Origin of the sequence: Streptomyces sp. NPDC006687 (assembly GCF_040636215.1) — a bacterium.
GTDB lineage: Bacteria > Actinomycetota > Actinomycetes > Streptomycetales > Streptomycetaceae > Streptomyces.
The window spans coordinates 20,216-39,174 of the sequence record NZ_JBEYJJ010000002.1 but is presented as its reverse complement, the minus strand read 5'-3'; the positions used below and the strand labels follow the sequence as shown (position 1 = coordinate 39,174).

The following is an 18,959-nucleotide window of genomic DNA, read 5'->3' as shown; positions in this document are numbered from 1 at the left end:
GCTCGGAGGGCGCCGGGTCAGCCGCGCGGCAGGGTCGCCACCACCTCGTAGGCGTCCTCGCCGCGCCGCGCCGTCAGGGTTCCGCCCAGGCTGCGGACGCGCTCGGCCATGCTCGCCGTGCCCGAGCCCGCCGAGACCGGGGCCCGGCCGGGGCTGCGGGCCGGGAGGGCGTTGCGGACGGTGATCCTCAGCTGGGGGCCGTCCGTGCGGACCGACACCTCGATGGTCTCCCCCCGCGCGTGCTTGGCCGCGTTCGTCAGGCACTCCTGCACCACCCGGTAGACCGCAGCCTGCCGCAGCGGGGACAGGTCGTGCGCCTGCGGGTCCATCGTGAGCCGGACCGGTGACCCGGCCCGCCCGCTCTGCTCCGCCAGCGCCGCCAGCCCCTCCACCCCGGGGGTCGCGGCCCGCTCCCCGCGCTGGACGATGATCTCGTTGAGGGCCAGATGGGCCCGCCGGGCCGTGTCGGACAGCTCCTCGAAGTCCTTGGCGTACGGGGTCTCGCGCGCCCGCATCGACAGCACCTCGGAGCGGACCGTCAGCAGGGTCAGCTCCCGCCCGACGAAGTCGTGGACGTCGCGGGCGACGGAGGTCCGCTCCTGCTGCACGGCGGTCAGCACCGCCGCCTCGGCCCGCCGGGCCTCCAGCTCCCGCACCAGGTCGTGCCGGTAGGCGGCGATCCCGACGGCGGAGGCGAGCACCCCGATGGGCACGACCAGGCTCAGGAAGGCGCTGAGCGTCGCCGCCTTCGGCTCGGGCCAGCCCGGCAGGCAGAACACCCCGAGCGCGTAGGCCACGTAGCCGGTGGTCGCCAGGACTGCGGCCCGCCGGCCCCGGTTGCGGCCGACGGAGTACAGGGCGAACTGGATCAGGGTCAGCTCGTGCAGCCAGCCGATGAACAGCAGTGCGGTGGCGTACGGGACCCACGGCATCCGGCGCCGCACCAGCAGGGTGGCGCAGCCGGCCGTCAGCGCCAGGGCCGCCTGCCAGCCGTTGAGGGAGTTGTCGGCGGCCGCCAGGCCCGGCAGGTCCAGCGCCATCAGGCCCAGGCAGCTGAGCGCGGCGACGGCGTCCTGAGCGCGCGGGGAGGCGCCCCAGCCCTCGGCGAGCCGGCGCCCGCGGGCCACGGCCCGGTTCCATCCCGGGACGGAGGACGAGAGGTGCATGTCCCCCATCATGCGGGCTCGGCGGCCGGGCACGTGCGAGAGGCCCCCGCCGGACGGGCGGGGGCCTCTCGGCGATGCTTCGCCTGCCGGTGTCAGGCGGCGGGCAGGGCGTCCAGCTGGGCCTGGATCCGGGCGATGTCCGCCTCGGCCTTGGCCAGCCGGCCCTTGATCTTGTCCACGACGTTGTCGGGTGCCTTGGCGAGGAACGCCTCGTTCCCCAGCTTCGCCTCGGCCTGCTGCTTCTCCTTCTCGGCGGCGCCGAGGTCCTTGGTGAGGCGCTTGCGCTCGGCGGCCACGTCGATGGTGCCGGACAGGTCCAGGGCGACGGTGGCTCCGGCGACCGGCAGGGTGGCGGTGGCGCTGAAGCCCTCGCCCTCCGGCTGGAGGCGCAGCAGCTGGCGGATGGCACCCTCGTGCGCGGCAAGCTGCGTACCGGCCAGGTCCAGGCGCGCCGGGACCTTCTGGCCCGGCTGCAGCCCCTGGTCGGCGCGGAACCGGCGGACCTCGGTGACGACGGCCTGGAGGTTCTCGATCTCCGCCTCGGCGGCCTCGTCGCGGAACCCGCTGTCCTGCGGCCAGTCGGCCACGACGATGGACTCACGGCCGGTGAGGGTGGTCCACAGGGTCTCCGTGACGAAGGGGACGACCGGGTGCAGCAGGCGCATCAGGACGTCCAGGACCTCGCCCAGGACCCGGCCGGACGCCTTGGCGCCCTCGCCGCCCGCGAAGAACGTGGTCTTCGACAGCTCGACGTACCAGTCGAAGACCTCGTCCCACGCGAAGTGGTACAGCGCCTCGCTGAGCTTGGCGAACTGGAAGTCCTCGTAGTACGCGTCGACCTGCGCGACCGTCTTGTTCAGCCGGGACAGGATCCAGCGGTCGGTGGCCGACAGCTTCTCGGCCGGCGGCAGCTCGCCCTCGATCGTGGCGCCGTTCATCAGCGCGAAGCGCGTGGCGTTCCAGATCTTGTTGGCGAAGTTGCGGGACGCCTGGACCCAGTCCTCGCCGATCGGCACGTCGGTGCCCGGGTTGGCGCCCTTGGCCAGGGTGAAGCGGACGGCGTCGGAGCCGTACTTGTCCATCCAGTCCAGCGGGTCGACGACGTTGCCGAAGGACTTCGACATCTTCTTGCCGCGCTCGTCGCGGACCAGGCCGGTCAGGGCGATGGTCTTGAACGGGACCTCGCCGTCCATCGCGTACAGGCCGAACATCATCATCCGGGCGACCCAGAAGAAGATGATGTCGTGGCCGGTCAGCAGGACGTCGGTGGAGTAGAACTTCGCCAGGTCCGGGGTCTTCTCCGGCCAGCCGAGGGTGGAGAACGGCCACAGGCCGGAGGAGAACCAGGTGTCCAGGACGTCGGTGTCCTGGGTCCAGCCCTCACCGGTCGGCGGCTGCTCGTCGGGGCCGACGCAGACGATCTCGCCGTCCGGGCCGTACCAGATCGGGATCCGGTGGCCCCACCACAGCTGGCGCGAGATGCACCAGTCGTTCATGTTGTCGACCCAGTCGAAGTAGCGCTTCGACATGTCCTCCGGGTGGATCGCGACGCGGCCGTCGCGGACCGCGTCCCCGGCCGCCTTGGCGAGCGGCTTGACGTTGACCCACCACTGCATCGACAGGCGCGGCTCGACGGTGGTCTTGCAGCGCGAGCAGTGGCCGACGGAGTGCATGTACGGGCGCTTCTCGGCGACGATGCGGCCCTGCTCGCGCAGGGCGCCGACGACCGCGGAGCGGGCCTCGAAGCGGTCCAGGCCGAGGAAGGGGCCGTGGACGGTGATGACACCGTGCTCGTCCATGATCGTCATGTTGGGCAGGCCGTGGCGCTGCCCGATGGCGAAGTCGTTCGGGTCGTGCGCCGGGGTCACCTTGACGCAGCCGGTGCCGAACTCGGGGTCGACGTGCGTGTCCGCGACGACCGGGATCGAGCGGTCGGTGAGCGGCAGCTTGATGAGCCGGCCGATGAGGTGCTGGTAGCGCTCGTCGTCCGGGTGGACGGCGATGGCGGTGTCACCGAGCATCGTCTCGGCGCGGGTCGTGGCGACGACCAGGCTGTCCTCGCCCTCGCCGTACCGGATGGAGACCAGCTCGCCGGCGTCCTCCTGGTACTCCACCTCGATGTCGGAGATGGCCGTGAGGCAGCGGGGGCACCAGTTGATGATGCGTTCGGCGCGGTAGATCAGCTCGTCGTCGTAGAGCTTCTTGAAGATGGTCTGGACGGCCTTGGACAGGCCCTCGTCCATGGTGAAGCGCTCGCGCGACCAGTCGACGCCGTCGCCGAGGCGGCGCATCTGGCCGAGGATCTTGCCGCCGTACTCCTCCTTCCACTGCCAGACCCGCTCGACGAACTCCTCGCGGCCCAGGTCGTGGCGGGACTTGCCCTCCTCGGCGAGCTGCTGCTCGACCTTGTTCTGGGTGGCGATACCGGCGTGGTCCATGCCGGGCAGCCACAGCGCCTCGTAGCCCTGCATCCGCTTGCGGCGGGTCAGGGCGTCCATGAGGGTGTGCTGGAAGGCGTGCCCCAGGTGGAGCGAGCCGGTGACGTTCGGCGGCGGGATGACGATGGTGTACGGGGGCTTGTCGCTCGCGGGGTCGGCGGTGAAGTACCCACGCTCTACCCAGCGCTCGTAGAGCTTCCCCTCTACCTCGGCCGGCGCGTACTGGGTCGGCAGTTCGGAGTCGGGGGCACTGGGTGTCTGCGTGTTCTCGGTCACGGGCACAGTTTAGAGCGGTAACGGTCCGGTACTGAAACCGGTAATCCGGGGGCCCGGCCGCCTGCCCGGGCGGGGCTTCCGCCAGGATGTGTGAAACGGATAAGCGGATCAGCACACCTCACAGGGGGACGCGGGATGAGTTACAACCAGCCAGGGCCGTACGGCCAGCAGCCGCAGCAGCCGGGCCCCTACGGCCAGCAGCCGCCCCCGCCGCCGGGCCCGTACGGCCAGCCCGCCCCGCAGCCGGGCTACGGCTACCCCCAGCAGGCCCCTCCCCCGCCGCCGGCCTACCCCCAGCAGGGCGGCTACCCCCCGCAGCCCCCGCAGCCGGCCTACGGCTACCAGCAGCCCCCGCAGCAGGGCTACATGCCCCCGCCGCAGCCCCCGAAGAAGTCCAAGGCGGGCCCGGTCATCGCGGTGATCGCGGTCCTGGCCATCGCCGGCGGCGCCGGCTGGTGGTTCCTGGGCGGCGGCGCGGGCGGCACGGTCTCGGACGCGACGAAGGGCTACAAGCTGGTCGCACCGGAGTCGGTGGGCGAGTTCCAGAAGAACCCGAACTACAAAGAGCAGCCGATCAGCGACAAGGACAAGAAGGAAGCCGAAGCCGCCGGCATCAAGAACCCCACCCAGGTGGGCATGAGCTACCAGTCCGGCGACCCGAAGAACCCGCTGACGACCAAGGGCCTCACGTTCAGCGGTCTCTACGGTGAACTCGCCGACCCGGAGAAGTCCGTGGACGCCTACTTCGCCCTGTTCAAGGCGAACGCTGCTCAGAAGAACGACAAGGCGACGATCGAGCTCATCGGCAGCCCCAAGTCCATCACCCCGGCCGGTTTCAAGGGCGCCGTGCTCAAGTGCCAGGAGATCAAGTCCATCCCCAAGGACCCGTCGACCACCAAGGGGATCAAGGAATTCGCGGCGCCCCTCTGCATCTGGGGTGACTACAGCACGCTGGCCGTGGTCACCGCGTCGGACGCGGCCTCCATCATGGCCGGCAAGCCTGGCTACACCCTGGAGCAGGACGCGGACTTGGCCGCGAAGCTCTACAACACCGCCCGCGTGAAGAAGTAACCCTCGGCAGGTACGCGAAAGGGGCGCTCCCCAGCGGGAGCGCCCCTTCGGCGTACAACGACCGGGTCGCTACGCCGACTTCTCGTGCGGGCCCTGGTCCTTCGGGACGATGCGGGGGACCAGGGTGGGGTTGACGTTGGAGCGGACCACGTCCGACGTGATGACCACGCGGGCCACGTCCTTGCGGGACGGGACCTCGTACATCACCGACATCAGCACCTCCTCCATGATGGCGCGCAGACCGCGCGCGCCGGTCTGGCGGAGGATGGCCTGGTCGGCGATGGCTTCGAGGGCCTCGCGCTCGAAGTCCAGCTCCACGCCGTCGAGTTCGAACAGCCGCTGGTACTGCTTCACCAGCGCGTTGCGCGGCTCGACCAGGATCTGGAGGAGCGCCTCGCGGTCCAGGTTGTGGACCGAGGTGATGACGGGCAGACGGCCGATGAACTCCGGGATCATCCCGAACTTCACCAGGTCCTCCGGCATGACCTCCTGGAACTGGTCGCTCGCCTCGATCTCCCGCTTCGAGCGGATCGTCGCCCCGAAGCCGATGCCCTTGGCGCCCGCGCGCGACTCGATGATCTTCTCCAGGCCGGCGAAGGCGCCGCCCACGATGAAGAGCACGTTCGTCGTGTCGATCTGGATGAACTCCTGGTGCGGGTGCTTGCGTCCGCCCTGCGGCGGGACCGAGGCGGTGGTGCCCTCCAGGATCTTCAGGAGAGCCTGCTGCACGCCCTCGCCGGAGACGTCACGCGTGATCGACGGGTTCTCGCTCTTGCGGGCGACCTTGTCGATCTCGTCGATGTAGATGATCCCGGTCTCGGCCTTCTTGACGTCGTAGTCGGCCGCCTGGATCAGCTTCAGCAGGATGTTCTCGACGTCCTCGCCCACATAGCCCGCCTCCGTCAGCGCGGTGGCGTCGGCGATGGCGAACGGGACGTTCAGCATGCGGGCCAGGGTCTGCGCCAGCAGGGTCTTGCCCGAGCCCGTGGGGCCCAGCAGCAGGATGTTGGACTTCGCGAGTTCGATCGCGTCGTCACGGCCCGCCCCGCCGCCGTTCTCGCCGGCCTGGACGCGCTTGTAGTGGTTGTAGACCGCTACCGAGAGCGCCTTCTTCGCCGGCTCCTGGCCGACGACGTAGCTCTCCAGGAACTCGTAGATCTCACGGGGCTTGGGGAGTTCCTCCCACCGGACCTCGGAGGTCTCCGCGAGTTCTTCTTCGATGATCTCGTTGCAGAGGTCGATGCACTCGTCGCAGATGTACACACCGGGTCCTGCGATGAGCTTCTTCACCTGCTTCTGGCTCTTCCCGCAGAACGAGCACTTGAGCAGGTCGCCGCCGTCACCGATGCGTGCCACGAGGTGCTTCCCCTTCGCCTGGGAGACGCCTGGTTCAGCGCTCCTGGTGCCTCATATCCGACGGTACCTTGCCGGGGGCCCCGTACGGGGCCCCCTTGACGCGGTTCACAACGCAGAATCCTGCGGTGCGGCCACGCCAACTGGCGGCAAGGATCAGACCGCGTTCATCTTGCGGGTCGAGACGATCTGGTCGATCAGACCGTAGGCGAGCGCGTCCTCGGCCGTGAGGATCTTGTCGCGCTCGATGTCCTCGCGGATCTTCTCGATCGGCGTGGAGGAGTGCTTGGCCAGCATGGTCTCCAGCTGGTCGCGCATGCGCAGGATCTCGTTGGCCGCGATCTCCAGGTCGGAGAGCTGCTCGCGGCCGGTGCCGCCGGACGGCTGGTGGATCAGCACGCGGGCGTTCGGGAGGGCCATGCGCTTGCCCGGGGTGCCGGCGGCGAGCAGGACGGCGGCGGCGGAGGCCGCCTGGCCCATGCAGACCGTCTGGATGTCGGGCTTCACGAACTGCATCGTGTCGTAGATGGCCGTCAGCGCCGTGAAGGAGCCGCCGGGGCTGTTGATGTAGATCGAGATGTCGCGGTCCGGGTCCATCGACTCCAGGCACAGCAGCTGCGCCATGACGTCGTTGGCGGAGGCGTCGTCGATCTGCACGCCGAGGAAGATCACGCGCTCCTCGAAGAGCTTCGCGTACGGGTCGTACTCGCGCACGCCCTGCGAGGTGCGCTCGACGAAGCGCGGGACGACGTAGCGGTTGTCCACCTGCGGGCCGGTGTAGAGCGCGCTCGCGGAGAAGTTGTTCTGCATCTGGGTGTTCACCATCCTGGTGGCGTTCTGCGGGCTGAGGGTGCCTGGAACGGGCGGGCGTACGAGGTCTCGTGCGCCGGGATCAGGCCCCGGTGCCGCCGCCGCCCGGGACCAGGGACGCGGCGGAGATGATCTCGTCGATGAGGCCGTAGTCCTTGGCCTCCTCCGCCGTGAACCAGCGGTCGCGGTCGCCGTCGCGGATGATCGCCTCCACGGTCTGGCCCGAGTGGTGCGCGGTGATCTCAGCCATGCGCTGCTTGGTGCGCAGCAGGTACTGGGCCTGGATCTTGATGTCCGAGGCCGTGCCGCCGATGCCGGCGGAGCCCTGGTGCATCAGGATGTCGGTGTTCGGCAGCGCGAAGCGCTTGCCCTGGGCGCCGCCGGTGAGCAGGAACTGGCCCATGGAGGCGGCCATGCCCATGCCGATGGTGACGACGTCGTTCGGGATGTACTGCATGGTGTCGTAGACCGCCATGCCCGCCGTCACGGAGCCGCCGGGGCTGTTGATGTACAGGTAGATGTCCTTCTCCGGCTCGGCGGCCAGGAGCAGGAGCTGCGCCGTGATCTTGTTGGCGATGTCGTCGTCGACCTGCTGGCCGAGGAAGATGATGCGCTCGCCGAGCAGCCGGTTGTAGACATGGTCGCCGAGGCCGCCACCGATGGACGGCTCACCCGCGGCGTAAGGCTTCAGATTCGTCACGTATCCACCTGCTCGTCTCCGACGGCCACATGCCGTCTCAGCGTCTCGTTCTGGGGCGCGGACCGGGCGGTGGTGTGATGCCCCGCCGACTCCGGGTGCTCCCGTGCCCTCGTATTCATGGACCCTAACGCGCAGGTCGGACAACGCCATCCCGCTTCCCGAACTGTTCGCTCGGAGCGCAAGGTCCCGAAGGCGTGCGGAGGGTGTGCGGAAGGGCCCGTACACGGCTGCGTACGGGCCCTTCCGGGGCACTGCTCAGCGGGCTGCGCCCAGGGTGTTACTTGGCCTCGTCGTCACCCTCGGCGGCGGCCTCCACGGCCTCGGCGGCCGTCTCGGTCTCGGCCTCGTCCTCGTCGTCGGAGAGGTCGACGACCTCACCGTTGGTGTCGACGACCTTGGCGGCCTCGACGACGACCGCGAGGGCCTTGCCGCGGGCGACCTCGCCGACCAGCATCGGGACCTGGCCGCCCTCGACGACGGCCTGGGCGAACTGGTCGGGGGACATGCCGGAGGACTGCGCGCGGCGCATGAGGTGCTCGGTGAGCTCCTCCTGGTTGACGCCCAGCTTCTCCTTGTTGACCAGGGCGTCCAGCAGGAACTGGGTCTTGATGCCCTTGACGGCCTGCTCGCGGGTCTCGGCGTCGAACTCCTCGACCGTCTTGCCCTGGATCTCCAGGAACTTCTCCAGGTTCAGGCCCATCTGGCCGAGCTGGTGGTGCTCCAGGTTGTGCTTGCGGGTCTGGACCTCGTCCGCGAGCAGCTTCTCCGGGACGGGGATCTCGGCGAGCTCCAGGAACTTCTCGAGCACGCGCTCCTGGGCCTGGGTGGCCTGGTCGAACTGCTTCATGTTCTCAAGGCGCTTGCGGCTGTCGGCCTTGAGCTCCTCGAGCGTGTCGAACTCGCTCGCCATCTGGGCGAACTCGTCGTCCAGCTCCGGCAGCTCACGGGCGGAGACCTTGGTGACCTTGACGGTGACCTCGGCGTCCTTGCCCTCGGCGGAGCCGCCCTTCAGCTGCGAGGTGAAGGTGGCCTCGCCGCCGGCCTCAAGGCCCTTGACGGCCTCGTCGATGCCGTCGAGGAGCTCGCCCGAGCCGATGGTGTAGGAGACGTCGGTGGCGACGCCGTCCGCGAGGACCTCGCCGTCGACCTTGGCTTCGAGGTCGATGGTGACGACGTCACCCTCGGCGGCGGCGCGCTCGACGTCCTTGGTGGACGCGAAGCGGCCGCGCAGCTGCTCGACGGACTTCTCGACGTCCTCGTCCGAGACCTCGACCGCGTCGACCTCGACCTCGATGCCGGAGTAGTCCGGGATCTCGATCTCGGGGCGGACGTCCACCTCGGCGGTGAAGGCCAGCAGCTCGCCGTCCTTCAGCTCGGTGATGTCGACCTCGGGCTGGCCCAGCGGGTTCAGGTCGGCCTCGTTGACCGCCTCGGTGTAGAACTTCGGGAGGGCGTCGTTGACGGCCTCCTCCAGCACCGCACCGCGGCCGAAGCGCTGGTCGATGACGCGGGCCGGGATCTTGCCCTTGCGGAAGCCCTTCACCGTGACCTGCTGGTTGATCTTCTTGTACGCCGCGTCGAGGCTGTCCTTGAGCTCCTCGAAGGGCACCTCGACAGTGAGCCGAACCCGAGTCGGGTTCAGGGTCTCCACGGCGCTCTTCACGGTTCGGTCTCCTTGGTGGCTGACTGCTAGGGGTTCTGCCGGAACGCTGTGATTCAGCGGCCTCGACGGATTCGGCCCGGTACATCAGACACACGGGCACGCAGCTTGCATAGTAACCGCAAGCGGCAATCAGCCCACAACGCGATCTTGTGGAGACCCTGCTGGTGGTCGGGGTGGCCGGATTCGAACCGACGACCTTCCGCTCCCAAAGCGGACGCGCTACCAAGCTGCGCCACACCCCGTCGGTGCGACACGTAGGGTACATGCCCGAAGACGCTCCGGCGCCCCCGGTTTTCCCGCCCGCCGCACGCACGCGCGGCCGGGACGGGGACACGGCGCCCGAAAGCGGTGTGCACTCCCCCGGCGCGACCCGCTAGGATGCTGTCCGTGCCCAGGTCCGACGGACCTTGGCGCGCGCGTTGCGGGTGTAGCTCAATGGTAGAGCCCTAGTCTTCCAAACTAGCTACGCGGGTTCGATTCCCGTCACCCGCTCTCAACGGCTCAGGGCCGGGTCGAGGACGTCTCCTCGGCCCGGCCCTGACGCGTTTGGCGGCCCTGTTCGCCGGCCGCGTCCGCCGGGTTCAGAGCTTGATGCCCGCGATGGTGTCGGCGAGGGAGTTCAGGAAGCGGTTGACGTCCGGGGCGATGGAGCTGGACGCCAGGAAGAAGCCGAAGAGGACGGCGACGATCGCCGGGCCCGCCTTCATGTGCTTGCCGCGGATCAGGATCACCAGGATGATCGCCAACAGAACCACGACTGACAGCGAAATGGCCACTTCTGATCACACCTTCGGTCGTCCCCTGGCCGGCCCGGGGCGCGCGGCCGTGCGCACCCCCACATGGTCCATCCTCCCACCAACCGGGCCCACCTACCCTCCTTGTGACGAATCGACAGCACATCTTTCCCGCCAAGCACAGACGAACCGGGCACATTCCGGTCCGGTCAGGGGGTGGTGACGCCGAGGAGGGAGCGGACGCGGGCGTACTTGGCGGTCAGCCGGTCGCGGGTGGGCGCGTCCAGGACGGACAGGCGTACGGGGTCCGCGTTGTGCGCGAGGTCGGCCTCCTTGACGAGGAGGGCGCCGGGGGTGGCGAGGATGCGGGCGGTGTACTCCTCCAGCGGCTCTCCGGGGCGTTTGGTGAGCGCCAGGACCATGTCCTTGACCTCCTGGGGGACGGCGGCGGCCGCGAGCTGCTCGCCGCTGAGCGCCTCGTCCTCGACGGAGTCGTGCAGCCAGGCGGCGGCCTGCTGGGCGGGGCTGCCGCCGCGCAGGCGGACGCCCTCGGCGACGGCCGCGAGGTGCTCGGCGTAGGGGCGGCCCGCCTTGTCGGTCTGACCCTCGTGCGCGGAGCGGGCCAGGGCCTCGACCTCGGCGAGGGTCAGCGGCCGGTCGGTCATACGAGCTCCTTCGCTGCGGAACGCAGGGCCTCGGCGGCCCGGCGCACGTCGGCGGGTGTCGTACGCCAGTTGGAGAACGCGGCGCGCAGGGCGGGGGTTCCCGCGAGGACGGTGGGGGTCACGAACACCTCCGGGGCGACGGCCTCGCGGAGGGCGGCCAGCCGTTCGGGGGTGGGGTCGTGGGCGAGGGTGAAGCAGACGACGTTGAGGCGGACGGGGGCCAGCAGGCGCAGGGCCGGGTCCTGGCCGAGGAGCTCGCCGAGGGCGTGGGCGCAGGCGGTGTCCCGTTCGACGATCTCGCGGTGGCCCGCGCGGCCGTAGGCGCGCAGGGTGAACCAGGCGGCCAGGGCGCGCAGCCGGTGGGAGTTCTCCGGGGTGAGGTGGACCAGGTCGGGGTCGGGTCCGAGGGGGCCGAGGTAGGCGGCGGAGTTGGCGAAGACGCGGGTCTGGAGGTCGCGGCGGCGGGTGAACTGGACGGCGCTGTCGTAGGGGACGTTGAGCCACTTGTGGAGGTCGACGCAGACGGAGTCCGAGGCGTCGAGGCCGGCGGTGAGGTGGGCGTGCGCCGGGGAGAGGGCGGCGAAGGCGCCGAAGGCGGCGTCGGTGTGCAGCCAGAAGTCGTGGCGGTCCTTGAGGGCGGCGACGGCCCGCAGGTCGTCGAAGTCGACGGTGTTGACGGTGCCGGCGTTGGCGACGACGACGGCCGGGCCGGGGGTGTCTGCGAGGGCCCGGTCCAGGGCGGCGGGGTCGACGGCCTCGCGGCCGGGCAGGGTGGGCACCGGGACGAGGGCGGTGCGGCCGAGGCCGAGGACGGAGAGGGCCTTGGCGATGGAGGAGTGCGGGGCGCCGGAGAGGACCCGTACGGGGCCGAGGGCGGCGACGCCGTCCTGGGCCGGGGAGACGCCGAGGCGCTCGCCGAGCCATTCGCGGGCGATGGCGAGGCCGACGGTGTTGGAGAGGGTGGCGCCGCTGACGAAGGTGCCGGTGTGGGCGGCGGACAGCCCGAAGAGCTCGCGCAGCCAGCCGACGGTCTCGCGTTCGAGGTGCTGGCCGGCGGGGTCGAGGGAGGAGTTGGAGTTCTGGTCGTGGACGGCGGTCAGCCAGTCCCCCGCGAGGGCGGCGGGGGTGGCGCCGCCGGTGACGAACCCGAGGTAGCGGGGGCCCGCGGAGCCCGAGAGCCGGGGCTCCCAGCGGGTCCGGAACTCGGCGAGGGCGGCGGCTGTGCCGGTGGTGGTGGCGGGGAGCGGGTGGGACGGCTCGGGCGGGCCGTCCTGCGCCGGGAGCACGGGGCGCGCGTCCAGGGCCGCGAGGGCGTCGAGGGCGGCGTGCCGGGTGGCTTCCAGCAGGGCGGGGAGGCGGGCGAGGTCGGCGGCGAGGGTGTCGTCCATGGCCGGACGGTATCCCTGGGGGGAGCGGCCCCGAACGTACCAATCACCACGAGGTGGCCCGGCCCCTGCCTCCCGCTGCGCGTGGCCGTTCCCCGAGCTCCGTCCGGCCCCGCGCCTCAAGCGCCGGCGGGGCTGGAGGAGCGCGTGGGCTGCGCCGCAGGGGAGGCTGAAGGAGCGCCCGCGCGGCGCCCGGCCCCGCAGGTGCGGCTCAATACACGGCGCTCCGCGCCCGCGCCTCAAACGCCGGCGAGGCTGGAAGCACCCCGGGGCTGCACCGCTGGCGGAGCCGGAAGAGCCCCTGCCTGCGCGAAGCCGGGGAGGCCGGTCACGGCCGAGGCGGGCGGCGCGTCGGAAAGGTGGGCCGGTCACGGCCGAGGCGGGCGGGCGGCGCGTTAGAAAGGGGTGCGGCGGATGAGGAGGAGGGCTCTGTCGTCGTTGACGTCCTTGGCCACCTTTTCGATCAGGTGCCACGCCGCCCCCTCCCAGCCCGCCGCGACGTAGCGGTCGGCCTCGCCCGTGAGGCGGTCGATGCCCTCGCTGATCTCGCGGTCGGCGGTTTCGACCAGGCCGTCGGTGAAGAGCATCAGGACGTCGCCGGGCCGCAGGTTGCCGCGGGCCGGTTCGAACTCGGCGCCGTCGTAGACGCCGAGGAGGGGGCCCTCGCCGGACTTCTCCTGCCAGCGGCCGGTGCCGGCGGAGAGCTGGAGGGCGGGGAGGTGGCCGGCGGAGAAGAGGTCGTAGTCGCCGGTCTCCAGGTCCAGGACGAGGTGGATGGAGGTGGCGAAGCCCTCCTCCCAGTCCTGGCGGAGCAGGTAGCCGTTGGCGGCGGGCAGGAACTCCTGGGGCGGGAGGGCGCCGAGGAGCCCGCCGAAGGCGCCGGAGAGGAGGAGGGCGCGGGAGCCGGCCTCCATGCCCTTGCCGGAGACGTCGGTGAGGACGACCTCCAGCGTGCGCCCCCCACGGGTGCGGGCGGCGACGACGAAGTCCCCGGAGAAGGACTGCCCGCCGGCCGGCCGCAGGGCCATCTCGCGGTGCCAGCCCGGCGGCAGCGCGGGCAGCTTGCTCTGCACCCGGATGCGTTCGCGCAGGTCGAACAGCATGGTGCCGCCCCGCCGCCACGGCACGCCGACGCGGCTGCGGAACTGGGCGATGATCAGGCCGAAGAACCCGCAGGCGGCGACGACCAGCACGGTTCCGGGGGTGACCCGGGCCGGCCCCTCGGTGTACGGGCCGAGGGCCAGCGCCTCGACGATCAGGGCGGTCGCGGAGGCCGCGTACAGCCCGAGCAGGCTGGCGGGCCGCAGCAGCAGGCCGCCCGCCACGATGGGCAGGACGAGCGCCGACGGGGAGAACCAGACGGGCAGCACCAGCGTGCCGCAGGCCAGCGCGGGAACGGTCAGCAGCAGGACCGCGAAGGCCAGCCAGTCGGAGGCGTCCCCGCGGAAGTAGTCGACGGCGGATTTGCGCAGGGCTGTGCGGGCCCGGTGCGACAGCATGCGCGCCCGGGCCCTGAGCGTCTCCACGCGTGCTCCGGCCATCCTCCGGGACCCTATCCATCATGGCCGGGCGCGCGCAGGGGTACCCCCGTTCCGACGGGCCGCGATGGCCCGAAAACAGATCGACCGCACCGTATTGCCCTGGTAGGGATGGGCCCATGGCTCTTGATACGCGCGTGTTGACGGCTGATGAGTGGGATGTCTGGTACGACCACCTGGAACTGGCGTTCGGTGGCGTGCCGGAACCCCCCGAGGAGCGGGCCCTCTACCGGTCCCTGACGGAGTACGACCGCTCGCTGGGCGTCTGGGACGGCGGGACCTGTGTCGGTTCGGCCGGTGCCTTCAGCTTCCGGCTGTCGGTGCCGGGCGGGGCGGTGGTCCCGGCGGCGGGCGTGACCATGGTCGGCGTGGCGCCGACCCACCGCAGGCGGGGCGTGCTGACCTCGCTGATGCGGCGGCAGCTGGACGACGTCCGCGCCGCCGGGGAGCCGCTCGCGGTGCTGACGGCCTCGGAGCCGGAGATCTACGGGCGTTTCGGCTACGGCACGGCCGCGTACGAGCTGTCGGTGGACGTCGACACCACCCGCGTCCGGCTGCGCGTGCCGCCGGGGACGGACGCGGTGCGGCTGCGGCTCGTGGACCCGCTGAAGGCGCTCACCGAATGCGAGCGGGTCTACGCGGCCCTGGTGCCGGGCCGGCCGGGGATGCCGGCCCGGCGGCCGGGGTGGGAGATGCAGGCGCTGCTGGACCCGGAGTCGCGGCGGTCGGGGGCGTCGCCGCTGAAGTGCGTGGTGGCGGAGGACGCGGCCGGGCAGGTCGTCGGCTACGCGCGCTACCGGGTGCGGCCGGACTGGGAGCCGACCGGGTCGGACGGCACGGTGCTGGTCGGCGAGGTGGACGCGCTGGACCCGGCGGCGTACGCGGCGTTGTGGCGGTACCTGTTCGAGATCGACCTGACCTGGCACGTCCGGGCCTCCGGGCGGCCGGCGGACGATCCGCTGCTGCACCTGGTCACCGACGTCCGGCGGATCCGGGCGCGGCAGCGGGACGCGCTGCACCTGCGGGTGGTGGACCTGCCGGGGGCGCTCCGGGCGCGGCGGTACGGGGCCCCGGTGGACGTGGTGCTGGAGGTGGAGGACGCCTTCTGCCCGTGGAACGCGGGGCGCTGGCGGCTGACCGCCCAGGGTGACGCGGGCGACGGGGCCGGGGTGCGGTGCGTGCGTACGGAGGACCCCGCCGAGCTGGCGCTGTCCGCGCGGGAGCTGGGCTCGGCGTACCTGGGCGGGGTGACCCTGACCTCGCTGGCCGCGGCCGGGCAGGTCAAGGAGCTGCGGCCGGGCGCGCTGCGCGAGACCTCACGGGCCTTCGCGGGCGACGTGGCCCCCTGGCGGCCGCACAACTTCTAGCGCGGCTAACGGCGCTGGCAGGTGGGGCACCAGAAGAGGTTGCGGGCGGCGAGGTCGGCGGTGCGGATCGCGGTGCCGCAGATGTGGCACGGCAGCGTCGCGCGGCGGTAGACGTACACCTCGCCGCCGTGGTCGTCGACCCGCGGCGGGCGGCCCATGGCCTCGGGGAGGTGTTCGTCGCGGACGGTGTCGATGCGGTTCCTGCGGACGCCCTCGCGCATCAGCTCCGCCAGGTCGGCCCAGATCGCGTCCCATTCGGCGCGGGTGAGGTCCCTGCCCGGGCGGTAGGGGTCGATGCCGTGGCGGAAGAGGACCTCGGCGCGGTAGACGTTGCCGACGCCCGCGATGACCTTCTGGTCCATCAGGAGGGCCGCGATCGTCGTACGGCTGCGGGAGATGCGGGACCAGGCGCGGCCGGGGTCGTCGTCGGGGCGCAGGGGGTCGGGGCCCAGGCGGTCGTGTATCGCCTTCTTCTCCGCCTCCGTGATCAGGGCGCAGGCGGTGGGGCCGCGGAGGTCGGCGTAGTGGTCCTCGTTGAGCAGGCGCAGCCGGACCGTCTCGGTGGCCGGCGGGGCCGGGGCGGGGCCGAAGCCGAGCTTGCCGAAGAGGCCGAGGTGGATGTGGATCCAGGCGTCGCCGAGTTCCAGGAAGAGGTGCTTGCCGTGGGCTTCGGCGCTCTCCAGCTGCCGCCCGTCGAGCAGGGCCGCGCTGTCGGCGAAGCGTCCCTGGGGGCTGCTGACCCGGACCGGACGGGCGGCGAAGCGCTCGGTGTGGTCCTGGGCGAGGCGGTGGATCGTATGGCCCTCGGGCACGCCGTGCTCCTGCTTCCTTCGGTCAGGGGTGTGCCGCCGGACGGACCACGTCCGGCGGCACGGGGGGACTACTGGTCCTGCGGGTGGTGGGCCGGGATCGGGGGGAGCTCGCCGGTCCGCTCGTAGTCCGAGAGCATGTCGATGCGCCGGGTGTGGCGCTCCTCGCCGGAGTACGGGGTGGCCAGGAACGCCTCAATGAAGCTGGTGGCCTCGTCCTGGGTGTGCATCCGGCCGCCGACGGAGATGACGTTGGCGTTGTTGTGCTCGCGGCCGAGCTTGGCGGTCTCCACGCTCCAGGCGAGGATGGCGCGGACGCCCTTGACCTTGTTGGCGGCGATCTGCTCGCCGTTGCCGGAACCGCCGATCACGATGCCGAGGCTGTCGGCGTCCGCGGCGGTCTTCTCCGCGGCGCGCAGGCAGAACGGCGGGTAGTCGTCCACCGCGTCGTAGATGTGGGGCCCGCAGTCGACGGGCTCGTGGCCGTTGTTCTTGAGCCAGTCCACGAGGTGGTTCTTGAGCTCAAAACCGGCATGGTCGGATCCGAGATACACGCGCATGGGTCGAGTGTGGCATGCGCCGCCTCGAACCAAGGCGGAGGGGTGTCGCATAAATCACTTCTAAACCTCAAGTAAACCCAAAGAACGCAGATAGGAGGGTCAGGACCTTGATCCCGAGATGGGGGCCTTGGGTAACCATCGGATGAAGGTCTTCCGCACTGGCCGGAAATCGAGGTTGAATGCCGGAACTCTCCACCCGAGAACCTAAGGATTCGTCCATGAGCACGACGACGACCCTTCAGAAGGCAGGCGGCCCCACCGGAGAACCCGGTTCCGCGCAGCCCTCCGACGGTCTCAAGGCCGGTCTCAAGAACCGCCACCTGTCCATGATCGCCATCGGCGGTGTCATCGGCGCCGGCCTGTTCGTGGGCTCCGGCGGCGGCATCGCCAAGGCCGGCCCCGCCATCCTGATCTCGTACCTGCTCGTCGGGGCGATGGTCGTCTTCGTGATGCGGATGCTCGGCGAGATGGCCGCCGCAAGCCCCAACTCGGGCTCCTTCTCCGCTTACGCCGACCGGGCGCTCGGCCGCTGGGCCGGCTTCTCCATCGGCTGGCTGTACTGGTTCTTCTGGGTCGTCGTGCTCGCCGTCGAGGCGACCGCCGGCGCGAAGATCCTCGAAGGCTGGATACCGGCCGTCCCGCAGTGGGCCTGGGCCCTGATCGTGATGGTGGTCCTGACGGCCACCAACCTCGGCTCCGTGGCCTCCTACGGCGAGTTCGAGTTCTGGTTCGCGGGCATCAAGGTCGTCGCCATCGGCGCCTTCGTGATCGTCGGCCTGCTCGCCGTCTTCGGCGTGCTGCCGGGCTCGGACAACCCGGGCGCGGGCTTCGCCCACCTCACCGACGCCGGCGGGTTCATGCCGGGCGGCTGGGGCTCGGTCCTCACCGGTGTGCTGATGGTCGTCTTCTCCTTCATGGGCAGCGAGATCGTCACCCTGGCGGCCGGCGAGTCCGAGGACCCGCGCCGCGCGGTCACCAAGGCCACCAACTCGGTGATCTGGCGCATCGGCGTCTTCTACCTGGGCTCGATCTTCGTCGTCCTCACCCTGCTGCCGTGGAACGACAAGTCGATCGTCGAGAAGGGCTCGTACGTCGCCGCCCTGGACTCAATCGGCATCGCGCACGCCGGCCAGATCATGAACGTGATCGTCCTGACGGCCGTGCTGTCCTGCCTGAACTCGGGCCTCTACACCGCTTCGCGCATGGCGTTCTCGCTGGGCGAGCGCGGTGACGCGCCCAAGGTGTTCGCCAAGACCAGCAAGAACGGCGTGCCCACGATCGCCATCCTGGGCTCGGTGGTGTTCGGCTTCATCGCCGTCTACTTCAACTACACCTCGCCCGACACGGTGTTCAACTTCCTGCTGAACTCCTCCGGCGCCATCGCGCTGTTCGTGTGGCTGGTCATCTGCCTGACGCAGCTGCGGATGCGCGGGATCCTGATGCGGGAGGCCCCGGAGAAGGTCACCGTGAAGATGTGGCTCTTCCCGTATCTGACCTGGGCCACCGCCGCGATGATCACCTTCGTCCTCGGCTACATGGTCTACGACAAGGACAACCGCGAGACGGTGCTGTACTCGCTGCTCGTGGCGGCCGTCGTGATCGCGATCGGCGTGGCGCGCAACCTCCGCCGCAAGGACGTGGCGGCCGAAGCCGCGGCCGTGACCGACGCCGTCTGACCGGCCCCGCACACGGCAGCAGCCCCGGACCGCCCGCTCGCGGTCCGGGGCTGCTGCGTAGGGGCACGGGGGGTCAGCCGCGGCGGCCGGCCAGCTTCCAGGCGGCCGGCAGGGCGCCCATGGCCAGCGCGGCCTTGAGGGCGTCGCCGATCAGGAACGGCGTCAGGCCCGCCGCGACGGCCGCGCCGAGCGACATCCCGGTGGCCGCCATCAGGTACGGCACGCCGACCGCGTAGATCACAGCCGAGCCCAGCACCATCGTGCCCGCCGTACGCGGCACCGAGCGGTCGGCTCCGCGCCGCGCGAGGGCGCCGACGAGGGTGGCGGCCAGCAGCATGCCGAGGACGTAGCCGAAGGAGGCCCCGCCCGCGCCGGAGGTACCGCCCGCGAACCACGGCAGGCCGGCCGCGCCGAGGGCGGCGTACAGGCCGAGCGCGAGGAAGCCGCGCCGGGCGCCGAAGGCGGTGCCCACGAGCAGCGCGGCGAAGGTCTGGCCGGTGACCGGGACGGGAGAGCCGGGAACGGGTACGGAGACCTGGGCGGCGAGGCCCGTGAGCGCGGCTCCGCCGACGACGAGGGCGATGTCGCGGACGCGGCTCGCGGGCAGCAGGTCGGCGAGGACGGCGCCGGGCCGGAAGGAGACGGAAGCAGTGCTCATGAGGGGCTCCGGGGGGTGGTGATCGACAGGACACCGTGACGCTAGTGCGCGCCGCCGCGCCGCCCCACCGCCGGCCGGGACAAAGGGCCG

General features: G+C 71.1%; 16 protein-coding genes and 2 tRNA genes. 4 read left to right on the top strand and 14 right to left on the bottom strand.

The window, feature by feature from the left end:
* Positions 1-17: 17 nt before the first annotated feature.
* Positions 18-1,166: a histidine kinase gene (locus ABZ716_RS02525; RefSeq protein WP_358955943.1), complete on the bottom strand. Its 1,149-nt coding sequence runs from the start codon at positions 1,164-1,166 to the stop codon at positions 18-20.
* Positions 1,167-1,258: 92 nt separating this feature from the next.
* Positions 1,259-3,880: a valine--tRNA ligase gene (locus ABZ716_RS02520; protein WP_351884845.1), complete on the bottom strand. Its 2,622-nt coding sequence runs from the start codon at positions 3,878-3,880 to the stop codon at positions 1,259-1,261.
* A 135-nt stretch (positions 3,881-4,015) separates the two neighbouring features.
* On the opposite strand from ABZ716_RS02520, the gene ABZ716_RS02515 reads away from it, so the two are divergent.
* Positions 4,016-4,951 (top strand): hypothetical protein, encoded by a 936-nt coding sequence (locus ABZ716_RS02515; protein WP_358955940.1) that lies wholly within the window; start codon positions 4,016-4,018, stop codon positions 4,949-4,951.
* Positions 4,952-5,020: 69 nt separating this feature from the next.
* On the opposite strand, the gene clpX is transcribed toward ABZ716_RS02515, so the two are convergent.
* From clpX to ABZ716_RS02490, 5 genes are all read right to left on the bottom strand, one after another.
* Positions 5,021-6,307, bottom strand: a complete 1,287-nt coding sequence (clpX, locus tag ABZ716_RS02510) for an ATP-dependent Clp protease ATP-binding subunit ClpX (protein WP_351884836.1) — start codon at positions 6,305-6,307, stop codon at positions 5,021-5,023.
* A gap of 153 nt (positions 6,308-6,460) precedes the next feature.
* A complete protein-coding gene (locus tag ABZ716_RS02505; RefSeq protein ID WP_351884833.1) occupies positions 6,461-7,129 on the bottom strand; it encodes an ATP-dependent Clp protease proteolytic subunit in 669 nt (222 codons plus the stop codon).
* 67 nt (positions 7,130-7,196) lie between these two features.
* Positions 7,197-7,814 (bottom strand): ATP-dependent Clp protease proteolytic subunit, encoded by a 618-nt coding sequence (locus tag ABZ716_RS02500; protein ID WP_351884830.1) that lies wholly within the window; start codon positions 7,812-7,814, stop codon positions 7,197-7,199.
* A gap of 277 nt (positions 7,815-8,091) precedes the next feature.
* Complete coding sequence (gene tig / locus ABZ716_RS02495; protein ID WP_358955937.1) at positions 8,092-9,477, bottom strand: trigger factor; 1,386 nt, start codon at positions 9,475-9,477, stop codon at positions 8,092-8,094.
* Between the two features lie 165 nt (positions 9,478-9,642).
* Positions 9,643-9,719: transfer RNA gene (locus ABZ716_RS02490), tRNA-Pro, on the bottom strand.
* 179 nt (positions 9,720-9,898) lie between these two features.
* Here ABZ716_RS02490 and ABZ716_RS02485 point away from each other — a divergent pair.
* Positions 9,899-9,969, top strand: a tRNA-Gly gene (locus ABZ716_RS02485).
* A gap of 89 nt (positions 9,970-10,058) precedes the next feature.
* On the opposite strand, the gene ABZ716_RS02480 is transcribed toward ABZ716_RS02485, so the two are convergent.
* The 4 genes from ABZ716_RS02480 to ABZ716_RS02465 all read right to left on the bottom strand — a co-directional run bounded on the left by ABZ716_RS02480 (position 10,059) and on the right by ABZ716_RS02465 (position 13,802).
* Complete coding sequence (locus ABZ716_RS02480; RefSeq protein WP_079426944.1) at positions 10,059-10,253, bottom strand: hypothetical protein; 195 nt, start codon at positions 10,251-10,253, stop codon at positions 10,059-10,061.
* A 167-nt stretch (positions 10,254-10,420) separates the two neighbouring features.
* Positions 10,421-10,876 carry an HD domain-containing protein gene (locus ABZ716_RS02475; RefSeq protein WP_358955934.1) on the bottom strand — a complete coding sequence of 152 codons (456 nt, stop codon included), beginning with the start codon at positions 10,874-10,876 and terminating at the stop codon, positions 10,421-10,423.
* Complete coding sequence (locus tag ABZ716_RS02470; RefSeq protein WP_358955931.1) at positions 10,873-12,264, bottom strand: pyridoxal-dependent decarboxylase; 1,392 nt, start codon at positions 12,262-12,264, stop codon at positions 10,873-10,875. Before ABZ716_RS02470 ends, ABZ716_RS02475 begins: the two co-directional genes overlap by 4 nt.
* Before the next feature lie 392 nt (positions 12,265-12,656).
* The gene (locus ABZ716_RS02465) at positions 12,657-13,802 is read right to left on the bottom strand and encodes a PP2C family protein-serine/threonine phosphatase (protein WP_358955928.1); all 1,146 of its coding nucleotides are present in this window, start codon (positions 13,800-13,802) and stop codon (positions 12,657-12,659) included.
* Positions 13,803-13,918: 116 nt separating this feature from the next.
* Between ABZ716_RS02465 and ABZ716_RS02460 the strand changes: the two genes are divergently transcribed.
* A complete protein-coding gene (locus ABZ716_RS02460; RefSeq protein ID WP_358955925.1) occupies positions 13,919-15,166 on the top strand; it encodes a GNAT family N-acetyltransferase in 1,248 nt (415 codons plus the stop codon).
* A 5-nt stretch (positions 15,167-15,171) separates the two neighbouring features.
* Here the strand turns inward: ABZ716_RS02460 and ABZ716_RS02455 are convergent, their stop codons facing one another.
* Positions 15,172-15,978 carry a DNA-formamidopyrimidine glycosylase family protein gene (locus ABZ716_RS02455; protein ID WP_358810000.1) on the bottom strand — a complete coding sequence of 269 codons (807 nt, stop codon included), beginning with the start codon at positions 15,976-15,978 and terminating at the stop codon, positions 15,172-15,174.
* 68 nt (positions 15,979-16,046) lie between these two features.
* Positions 16,047-16,535, bottom strand: a complete 489-nt coding sequence (locus tag ABZ716_RS02450; RefSeq protein WP_351884810.1) for a ribose-5-phosphate isomerase — start codon at positions 16,533-16,535, stop codon at positions 16,047-16,049.
* Between the two features lie 218 nt (positions 16,536-16,753).
* Between ABZ716_RS02450 and ABZ716_RS02445 the strand changes: the two genes are divergently transcribed.
* Positions 16,754-18,211, top strand: coding sequence for an amino acid permease (locus tag ABZ716_RS02445; RefSeq protein ID WP_358955922.1), 1,458 nt, complete (start codon positions 16,754-16,756; stop codon positions 18,209-18,211).
* A gap of 73 nt (positions 18,212-18,284) precedes the next feature.
* On the opposite strand, the gene ABZ716_RS02440 is transcribed toward ABZ716_RS02445, so the two are convergent.
* Positions 18,285-18,869 carry a biotin transporter BioY gene (locus ABZ716_RS02440; RefSeq protein WP_358810003.1) on the bottom strand — a complete coding sequence of 195 codons (585 nt, stop codon included), beginning with the start codon at positions 18,867-18,869 and terminating at the stop codon, positions 18,285-18,287.
* Positions 18,870-18,959: the final 90 nt, after the last annotated feature.